At 70.0% G+C, this 1362-nt stretch carries 2 protein-coding genes; both read right to left on the bottom strand.

From position 1 onward, the window contains the following. Nucleotides 1-507: SDR family oxidoreductase (locus MKK50_RS00010; protein WP_499019506.1), on the bottom strand; the 507-nt coding region annotated here is incomplete at its 3' end. Between the two features lie 2 nt (nucleotides 508-509). Then, on the bottom strand, nucleotides 510-1362 hold an 853-nt coding region (gene rfbB, locus MKK50_RS00005), incomplete at its 5' end, for a dTDP-glucose 4,6-dehydratase (RefSeq protein ID WP_499019503.1).

Below are 1362 nucleotides of genomic sequence, written 5' to 3'. Positions count from 1 at the left end.
CTCGCCCGAGAGCCGCAGCATCGTCTTCACGAAGTTGCCCCGGTGCGGGCTCACCACCCAGGCGGTGCGCACGATCGCGTGGCGCGGATTGCCGGAGCGGACCGCCATCTCGCCGGCGGCCTTGCTGGCACCGTAGACGCTCTGCGGATTCACCGGCACATCGGGGGCGTAGAAGCCCTCGCCCGCCCCGTCGAACACGTAGTCGGTCGAGACGTGGACGAGCGGAATGGCTCGCCGCTTCGTCTCGGCCGCGAGGATGGCCGGGGCCAGCGCGTTGAGGCGCCATGCGGCGGCGACCTCGGTCTCGGCCTTGTCGACCGCCGTATAGGCGGCCGTGTTGATCACGGCCGCGTAGCTGCGTGCGTCGAGCGCCGCAGCAACAGCGGCCTCGTCGGTGATGTCGAGGCTCAGGCGGTCGGGCGCGTGGACCCGCACGCCCTCGGGCCAGGACAAGGCCTGAAGCTCCGTGCCGACCTGACCGGCGCCGCCGAGGATCAGGATATCCATGCTCAGGCGCTCTTGCCCGCGAGGCCGAGGCGCTCGCCGGAATAGCGGCCCTCGCGGATCGGGCGCCACCACGCCTCGTTGTCGAGGTACCAGCGCACCGTGTCCGTCAGCGCCTCCTCGAACACCTTGGTCGGCCGCCAGCCGACCTCGGCCTCCGCTTTGCCGGGGTCGATCGCGTAGCGGCGGTCATGGCCGGGCCGGTCGGCGACGAAGGTGATCAGGCGCTCGTGCGGGCCGTTCTCGGGCCGGAGCTGGTCGAAGGCGGCGCAGAGCCCCTTCACGACCTCAAGGTTGTTCCGCACCGAGCGCCCGCCGAGCAGGTAGGTCTCGCCGAGCCGGCCGCGCTCCAGCACCGCGACGAGGCCGCGGGCATGGTCCTCGACATGGATCCAGTCGCGCTCGTTCAGGCCGTCGCCGTAGACCGGCAGCGGCTTTCCTTCCAGCGCCGCCAGGATCATCAGCGGGATCAGCTTCTCCGGGAAGTGGCGCGGGCCGTAATTGTTCGAGCAGTTCGTCACCAGGACCGGCAGGCCGTAGGTCTCGTGCCAGGCGCGGGCGAGATGGTCGGAGGCTGCCTTCGAGGCCGAGTAGGGCGAGCGCGGATCGTAGCGGCTCTCCTCCGTGAAGAAGGCGTCCGGCGGCAGCGAGCCGTAGACTTCGTCGGTCGAGACATGGAGGAAGCGGAACGTCGCCTTGGCTTCACCGGAGAGGCTCTCCCAGTGGGTGCGGGCGCCGTCGAGCATCACCTGGGTGCCGATCACGTTGGTGCGCACGAAGGCACCCGGATCGGTGATCGAGCGATCGACATGGCTCTCGGCAGCCAGATGCATCACCGCCTCGGGCCTGAAATCGGCG

The sequence above is a fragment of the Methylobacterium sp. J-043 genome (assembly GCF_022829505.1).
Lineage (GTDB): Bacteria > Pseudomonadota > Alphaproteobacteria > Rhizobiales > Beijerinckiaceae > Methylobacterium > Methylobacterium extorquens_A.
Note: the sequence above shows the minus strand (reverse complement) of the source record. Positions and strands in the feature narration are given on the sequence as shown.